Origin of the sequence: Flavobacterium sp., from assembly GCF_025352015.1 — a bacterium.
Taxonomy (GTDB): Bacteria; Bacteroidota; Bacteroidia; order Flavobacteriales; family Flavobacteriaceae; genus Flavobacterium.
In genome coordinates this window covers 1-6,960 of record NZ_JANXUG010000030.1, presented here as the reverse complement: position 1 = coordinate 6,960, position 6,960 = coordinate 1, and the positions used below count along the sequence as shown (strand labels likewise).

11 protein-coding genes are annotated in these 6,960 nt (G+C 33.9%); 6 read left to right on the top strand and 5 right to left on the bottom strand.

Translation table 11 applies throughout. The annotated features are described in order from the left end of the window. The 4 genes from Q0Q96_RS03235 to Q0Q96_RS03220 all read left to right on the top strand — a co-directional run. On the top strand, window positions 1-295 hold a 295-nt coding region (locus Q0Q96_RS03235; RefSeq protein WP_293871667.1), incomplete at its 5' end, for a hypothetical protein. Then, entirely contained in the window at window positions 279-440 is a 162-nt protein-coding gene (locus tag Q0Q96_RS03230) for a hypothetical protein (protein ID WP_293871665.1), read from the top strand. The genes Q0Q96_RS03235 and Q0Q96_RS03230, both read left to right, overlap by 17 nt. Then, window positions 415-810: a hypothetical protein gene (locus Q0Q96_RS03225; RefSeq protein WP_293871662.1), complete on the top strand. Its 396-nt coding sequence runs from the start codon at window positions 415-417 to the stop codon at window positions 808-810. Before Q0Q96_RS03230 ends, Q0Q96_RS03225 begins: the two co-directional genes overlap by 26 nt. 35 nt (window positions 811-845) lie before the next feature. After that, window positions 846-1,226 (top strand): hypothetical protein, encoded by a 381-nt coding sequence (locus tag Q0Q96_RS03220; RefSeq protein WP_293871659.1) that lies wholly within the window; start codon window positions 846-848, stop codon window positions 1,224-1,226. 301 nt (window positions 1,227-1,527) lie between these two features. On the opposite strand, the gene Q0Q96_RS03215 is transcribed toward Q0Q96_RS03220, so the two are convergent. The 3 genes from Q0Q96_RS03215 to Q0Q96_RS03205 form a co-directional block, all read right to left on the bottom strand. After that, window positions 1,528-2,019 carry a hypothetical protein gene (locus Q0Q96_RS03215; RefSeq protein WP_293871656.1) on the bottom strand — a complete coding sequence of 164 codons (492 nt, stop codon included), beginning with the start codon at window positions 2,017-2,019 and terminating at the stop codon, window positions 1,528-1,530. A 2-nt stretch (window positions 2,020-2,021) separates the two neighbouring features. Beyond that, entirely contained in the window at window positions 2,022-2,576 is a 555-nt protein-coding gene (locus tag Q0Q96_RS03210) for a hypothetical protein (protein ID WP_293871654.1), read from the bottom strand. A 108-nt stretch (window positions 2,577-2,684) separates the two neighbouring features. Continuing rightward, a complete protein-coding gene (locus tag Q0Q96_RS03205) occupies window positions 2,685-3,929 on the bottom strand; it encodes a phage minor head protein (protein ID WP_293871651.1) in 1,245 nt (414 codons plus the stop codon). Window positions 3,930-4,439: 510 nt separating this feature from the next. Here Q0Q96_RS03205 and Q0Q96_RS03200 point away from each other — a divergent pair. Then, window positions 4,440-4,667 (top strand): VF530 family protein, encoded by a 228-nt coding sequence (locus Q0Q96_RS03200; protein WP_293871648.1) that lies wholly within the window; start codon window positions 4,440-4,442, stop codon window positions 4,665-4,667. Here Q0Q96_RS03200 and Q0Q96_RS03195 read toward each other — a convergent pair whose 3' ends face one another. Together Q0Q96_RS03195 and Q0Q96_RS03190 are read right to left on the bottom strand one after the other, a co-directional pair. Next, the gene (locus Q0Q96_RS03195; protein WP_293871645.1) at window positions 4,668-5,228 is read right to left on the bottom strand and encodes a GNAT family protein; all 561 of its coding nucleotides are present in this window, start codon (window positions 5,226-5,228) and stop codon (window positions 4,668-4,670) included. Window positions 5,229-5,246: 18 nt separating this feature from the next. Further along, the gene (locus Q0Q96_RS03190; RefSeq protein WP_293871644.1) at window positions 5,247-6,113 is read right to left on the bottom strand and encodes an aldose 1-epimerase family protein; all 867 of its coding nucleotides are present in this window, start codon (window positions 6,111-6,113) and stop codon (window positions 5,247-5,249) included. 261 nt (window positions 6,114-6,374) lie between these two features. Here Q0Q96_RS03190 and Q0Q96_RS03185 point away from each other — a divergent pair, with 261 nt between their 5' ends. Beyond that, window positions 6,375-6,878 (top strand): CAP domain-containing protein, encoded by a 504-nt coding sequence (locus Q0Q96_RS03185; protein WP_293871642.1) that lies wholly within the window; start codon window positions 6,375-6,377, stop codon window positions 6,876-6,878. Window positions 6,879-6,960: the final 82 nt, after the last annotated feature.

Genomic DNA, 6,960 nt, shown 5'->3' with positions numbered 1-6,960 from the left:
CGAATTAATTCAATTTGGGTTACTCGAAAACGTTTGGAAAAACTTAAATATTCCTAAAAATAACTTTATTATGAGTTCACTTAAAATAGACGAAACAAAAGCTTTTGCAGCTTTAGAACCAATGGTTAAAAAAATGGTACTCAAACGAGTTAATCGTGTTGGTATAGAAGATGAAATAATTATTGCCCGGACAATTGGTTTGGATAAATGGAAGGCTCAAACTGGTTTGCAGGAGCGATGGAAAACAATAGTGGTTGAGATAATTAAATTAGAAACGGATGATACTACCCTTTAGCACACAAATAAACGGAAAGCCAACTTATTTTGTAGAGCGTATTCATGCAGGATTAATCATTAATGATTTATGGCCAGGTGGTTTTGATGCTAATTTTGCATCAAAAGGTTTTAGTATGGATGCCTTTGCTGAAAAAACACGCTAAAATACATACAATCAGAGAAGACAAAAATAACCGCTGGACAGTTGGTTGTAAAATTGATTTTTTTATAAATGTTAGACAACCTAAAATGTTTCGGTTTGCTCCAGTTTTACCCGTACTTCATATTCAAAAGGTAAATATTGTACGTGTTTTTTTTCTTCAAACAAGCACTCTTTTTATTGATAACATCAAAGTTGCAACAGTGAATTATGGTCATGATAATATTAAGATAGTATCTGTTAAATCAGAACCAAATTTCAATTTAATGGAATTCATTCAAAATGATGGCTTTGATACAGTTAAAGAGTTCTTTGCTTATTTCAATAAAAACTTCACAGGAAAACTGATACATTGGACTGATAAACAATATTAATTCTTACTTTTATAAACTTTAAAAACAAAACAAAAATGAAAAAAGTAATTTACATAGTCATAGGACTAATTGGGTTGGCCATATTTTCAAGATTTGTGACTAACAAACAAACTGATGCAAAAGCACCAGCAGAAAATAAAGCAGTAGAGCTTTCGCCAAAGGAACAGTTTGAAACTAAATATGGAAGTGCTACCCGTGGCTATAAACCTGTATATGAATATTTGAAACAAAACCTAGATGATCCTTCAAGTTTAGAAGTAGCGAATGCCTGGAACCTAGGCATGAATAAAGATGGTTCTTTTAATGTAAAGTTATCATTTAGAGCAAAGAATAGCTTTGGAGCTTTGAAGCTTCAAACGATTAATTGTACAGTTGATAAGGATGGAAGCCTCTCTAATATAGCAATGAATGAATAATAATTTAAATGCTTTTTTAACCACCTTCGGGTGGTTTTTTTATGCCAAAAAGTTACGTTGCATAGTATTATTAATGTGTTTAGCTTTGTACTATGGCGTATAATAAGAAGAACTACTATAAGCGAGCACAGCACATTATAGATGTTTATAATGCGCACAAACACGAGGATGTGCCGGATACCGCAATTTTAAGAGTTGTTTTTCCGAAGTATAACATCTTTTTATCTTACCGTGCTTGGATGAATATTAAAGGGCTGCCTATACCTAGAGAGGTTCCTAGCAATCAGCTTTCTTTGTTTGCTTAAGTATTTAAACCCAACCCCACATAATTATCTTCATTATTTGTCCAATCTTCATAAGCAGTAGTAAAGGTTAACTCGATTACTCGTAAGCCTAGGTCGTTAATGTTTTGATTTTTGCTGTTGGTTCTGACCAATGGCTGGGTAAAAGATGCTGCCCAACCTTGCAGGCAACTGTATATTTTTTGTTCAATATCAAAATAACTTAAACCATCCTCAATGGTTTGGTTAGGTGCAACATGATAGGTTTGGTTCCAAATATCAAAAAAAAGTGTGACCATTATAGTGGCATTACCCATTTGTATGTCGCCTTGAAGGGCAGTATAGTCGGTGTTGGGAAAGTCGATAAGTACGCAAGGAAATATCATGGCTTTACGCTTTTCGTCGTTTAAATATTGCGCCAGGTTCTGATTTATCCAAACTATTTCAGAAGCTTCTGTTTTTATGCGGTCCTGCAGTTCTTTAAAAAGCAATGCTTTGGGGGAGGTGTTCATAGTTATTGGTTTAAAATTGCTTTAATATCATTGGTTACAGCTCTTGTTACTGCGTTGTTTAATACTGGTGAGTCGCCAGCGTTAATAGGCATGAACTGACGTTGAGGCATGTTTATTTTACGAGTGTGGGAGCGGATGGCTTTTTCACCTGTTTTGAATGTTACGGTTTGTTTTCGCTCTTTGCCCGATTTAGTTAATTTGCCAGTTCCCACTTTTTTTTTTCCGTAGCTATTGCGTGAATGTGCTTTGATAGCAACATCTCCTTTAAATCCTTCGTTGTGCACGTTGGCATAAGGCATGTTGTTTTTTAATGTAGCCTGCCCCGGTTGAGTAGTGTAATAATTAGCGGCACGTAAAGCTCCGCTTTTTACCAATGTGGTTCCTTGAGATGGTTTCCATTTTTTAAAGGTTTTTCCTTGGTAACCTCCTGCTCTAAAGTTGCCATTAATGAAACGCAAAGCGACATTTCCCGCTGTTGATGCAAAGCGAGTTTGCACGTAGGTGCTTACCTGTGTAGCTTTAGCTTTTAGATTTTGTTGAAATTCCTCTGGGCTCATTTTTAAAAATTGTGAATTATGAGTTGTGAATTGTAAATTATTTTTATATTTGTACCGGTAGTTTGTTGAGCAATCGACATTCTACCCCTCGGAGGGCAAATTGAGTAATCATTTTGCCCTCTTGTTATTCAACTTATTTCGTAATTTTACAAGGTCATAATTTTTCACATTTTTATCTGGAAAAATTACGGTTAAAGTTTTCACGTCTTTAGCCCTGTTATTTTTTAAAGTAGTTTTCACACCCAAATACATCTCTCTATAACTAGATGGTTTGTTTGTTAAATGTATGACAACTTCTTGAGTCTCTTGTTTACTAGCCTCTTTAAGAGCAGATTGAGTAATGTTTTTCCCGTTTAAAGTTATAGGCGATTTAATATCAACATAATTTCCTGTTTTTAAGTTAAAAGCATCGGGATTTTTATTGCCGTCTTCGATTACCGGAAGTAATCTATAATGACCGCCATTGTTGGCTAATATTTTACAGGCTGTTTCATTTTGAACAGCTTCTTGAGAGTTTTGTTTTCCGGTAGTAAATATTTCTAATTTACCTCCGTTTTTAATGCCTTTAACAGGCTTGAAAGTTATGTTGTCATATCTGCCTGATGAACTATCTTTCGCTTCCTGATTAGTATTGTTTGATATTATTTTTGATACAATTGCCTCAAAATAAGGGTGTGCTTTTGTAAATATTTCTTTCGATATGCCTACGTTGTTATCGAAGATAGTACCTTTTACTTGTGGGGTTACCATTTGATTAGCCCACTTACTATCGTATTCTTTACTTTCATTTTTTGCAATTCCTGGAATGATAGTGCAACGACAGTTCCATGATAGTGGTGTGTACAGCTTTTTCCAAATTGGGTCGCTTTTTGGAGCGGTGAATTTGTCGAATATGGCGTGTTCTGGTCGCACTCGGTCATCTCCTACGGTTGTAAATTCTAAATACTCACTATCTAGGGTTTCCCACTTTGCCGCCATGATGGTGGACTGCTTTATTAAATTGCACTCGGTTTTAGCATAGGCATTGTTAAAGACTTCTCCTTGGTCAGCTATCAGCTTTTTGAGGGTATCATACGAGCGCATGTTTCCATTATCATCTAACAACGCATCAGCATAGTGATTGAGCTGTGTGAGTGTTTTAGCTAAACCAAACTGCTCTAAATTACTTTTCAATGCTTGGGCTAGTTTGGCTTTGTCATCCTCGCTAGGTGCTTGCTTTAAGCCTTGGTCGAGTGCTTTGCTAAATTGCTCGATAGTAGCATTGTATAGCGCATCACTATCAAGCTGTTCGCCTGCTAACAACTGACGAGCTACTTCTTCATAAATACTATTCCAATCGATGCCAGTAGCCAAGTCCTCTAAATGCTCTCCTCCACATAATTCGCAATTGCGAGAAACGGGTGTTGTACGACGTTTTTAAAATATTTTAATTGTTATAAATGCTATCAAATATGCCGCAACTATTAAAACAATAATATTCCGAGATTATTTCTCTTTAGTTTGTTCTTCTTCCAATTTAGTTGAACAAATTTTTAAAAGCCACCAAATAAATCCACCAATATCAGTTAACAATTAATACCTCATTTACAGTAACTTTTATTCTTCTTTCGACTACACATTTTATTCAGCAACTTATTTTCGGTTCCATTTTCGGCGCAACATATTTAGTTGTAGTTTAATATTACGTTCTAAAAATGTCGTACAACTTGCTTATAGGTCTGATAACCGGCAGACTTATTTATAAGTTTTAAATATATAAATAATTCTTATAAATCATCAAACGTGCTTTCTGTATACAAAATACTTTTCTTTCTAAAAGTAATATGGTTTTTTTTATGAATTAGTTTTGGTTAAATTTGCGCTATGCAAAATAGCATTTCAAAAGACCCGCTTCACGGTATTACGCTTCAAAAAATATTAGAAACTCTGGTGGCATACTATGGTTTTGATAGGCTTGCTGAAATGATTACGATTAAATGTTTTAGCACGAATCCTAGCATTAAATCGAGTTTGACTTTCCTGCGAAAAACAGCGTGGGCAAGAAAGCAAGTAGAAGAACTTTATCTTAAAACGTTGCCCAAAATGAAGTAATTAGGACTTGAAATTTCTTTTAAGAATAGAGTATATTACGGTGTCCCAAAATTTTCCATCCCAAAATTCGTTTTCCAATAAATGCGCTTCTTTTACAAATCCATTTTTTTGTAGCACTCGCTCTGAAGCAACATTTTGTGAATCGATTACGGCTTCAATGGAGTGTAAATTCATTTGTTTGAAACCATATTCCACGACTGCATGTACCGACTCGGTGGTGTATCCCTTTGCGCTATGCTCGGACAATACCATATAACCTATCTCGGATCTAAAATTTTCGGGTTGGATTTTATAGTGTCCAATAATCCCAATGATTTTTGGATTTCCTTTAATCGTTATTCCCCAATTGATTCCAATATTGGTATCAATTTTTTCATTAATTAGGGCAATATGTTCTAATGCATCTTGCTTATTTTTTGCCAAAGGTCTTGGAATATATTTCATAGTTTCGGGATTGCCTCGAAGTGCTAAAACTTCATTCACATCGTTTTCGTCTATACGTCTTAATAAGAGTCTTGCTGTTTTTAATTGCTGAAAAGGATTAAAAGTAAGGGTTGCCATGGTCGTTTTTTTGTAAAATTATAAAATTTCAATACTAAAACGGTATTCTATAAAATCATTGTGATCTAACTTTTGAATCCCTTCTTTGTCTGCAAGAGTTCCTCTAGAATTAAGTAAATCTGAATAGCCAGCCCAAGGTTCTAGGCAGATAAACGGGGCATTATTTTTAGTCCATATTCCAAAATTAGGAAAACCGTCGTATTTGAAATTTAAAATGGGAACATTGTTTTCGAGAATTGTAATTTGTTTTGATTTTATTTTTTTAAAAATCAAAGCATCATTTTCGAAAAGTGAATAGGAGAGTGGCAATTGATTATTATAGAGTGTTATATCTTTTGTTTTATTGGATAGCAAATCGTTTTCTAGTTGATGGCTAATCAAGTTTTCTTGTGTTTGAAATTGCAAACTATATTTTTCAAAATTTTTCGGCAAAGCTAAAGCAGGATGACCGCCAATGGAGTAATACATAACATTTGACCCATTATTGATTACTTTATATACTATGAGTAATTGGGAATTAGTCAGCGCATATTTGATTTGCAATTCAAAATCAAAGGGATACATTTTTTCTGTTTCAATGTTCTTCCGTAAAGAGAAAATTGCTTCTGCATTTGACATTTCTGAAAGGGAAGAAATCAAATCAAAAACCATATCTCTAGCAAAACCATGCCGGGCTAACGAATAAATTTTGTTTTTATAAGTGTAGCAGTTGTTTTTTAAAGTTCCCACAATGGGGAATAGAATAGGTGAGTGCTTCGCCCAATATCGGGGATTGCCCTCCCAGATATATTCGTGTTGCGTGTCAGTATTTTTTAACGAAATCAGTTCAGCACCTTTATGATGTATGATAACCGATACTTTTGAATTTGAAATAATTGTTTTCAAAGCTGTGTATTTATCAAACAAATTTATTTAAAATTGGAAGTCGGGCTTCTTAAAATAAATATCGACGAATTACAATAAAGTAAGAAAAATATATTTTATATATATAAAATTATGTATTTCATCGATTTTATTTGTTACTTAAACGGTAAATGATGTAAAATTGTCTAACCAAATCAAACAATACGTTCTGTCAATATTAATCTAAATCTAAATAAAGTGTTTGCCCCACATCTACTTTATTAAAAAACTTAACCTACTACTATGAAAGCAAAAATGTTTAGAGCATTGTTGCCGTTAGCAATCGTGTTCACTATGGTTTCTTGTTCTTCTAATTCTTCTGAAGGAACTTCATCAACAGACAAAGTTGTAACAACTTACAACTACAACGACACCGAATTAAAATTGATTACCCTTATCAACAATCATCGTCAAAGTATTGGGTTGAACTCATTAGCAGTCATCAATCACATTTCGTACAAATCGCAAGAACACAATATTTATATGATTGATAATAATGTGGTGAATCACGATTATTTTCAGCAACGTTCAGACAATCTAAAATCGGTTTTAGGTGCAGAAAGAGTAAGCGAAAATATTGCTTATAATTATCAAACTGCAGAAAGTGCAATGTTGGCTTGGCTAAACAGCCCATCTCACAAAGCTAATTTAGAAGGCAATTATACGCATCTAGGCGTGTCAGTAACCTTTGATCCTGTAACAGGAAAAAAATATTATACCAATATGTTTATCAAGAAAAAACCATAAACATTAGTAAAAAAAAATAGTTTGATTGTTGTTTTGTTTGATTTTGACAGATCGAAAAATCCCGAATATTTCGGGATTTTTT

Excerpts from the sequence above, each read along its gene's own strand:
- Q0Q96_RS03230 (WP_293871665.1), top strand. The coding sequence starts at position 279 with ATGATACTACCCTTTAGCACACAAATAAACGGAAAGCCAACTTATTTT.
- Q0Q96_RS03225 (WP_293871662.1), top strand. The coding sequence starts at position 415 with ATGCCTTTGCTGAAAAAACACGCTAAAATACATACAATCAGAGAAGAC.
- Q0Q96_RS03220 (WP_293871659.1), top strand. The coding sequence starts at position 846 with ATGAAAAAAGTAATTTACATAGTCATAGGACTAATTGGGTTGGCCATA.
- Q0Q96_RS03215 (WP_293871656.1), bottom strand. The coding sequence starts at position 2,019 with ATGAACACCTCCCCCAAAGCATTGCTTTTTAAAGAACTGCAGGACCGC.
- Q0Q96_RS03210 (WP_293871654.1), bottom strand. The coding sequence starts at position 2,576 with ATGAGCCCAGAGGAATTTCAACAAAATCTAAAAGCTAAAGCTACACAG.
- Q0Q96_RS03200 (WP_293871648.1), top strand. The coding sequence starts at position 4,440 with ATGCAAAATAGCATTTCAAAAGACCCGCTTCACGGTATTACGCTTCAA.
- Q0Q96_RS03195 (WP_293871645.1), bottom strand. The coding sequence starts at position 5,228 with ATGGCAACCCTTACTTTTAATCCTTTTCAGCAATTAAAAACAGCAAGA.
- Q0Q96_RS03185 (WP_293871642.1), top strand. The coding sequence starts at position 6,375 with ATGAAAGCAAAAATGTTTAGAGCATTGTTGCCGTTAGCAATCGTGTTC.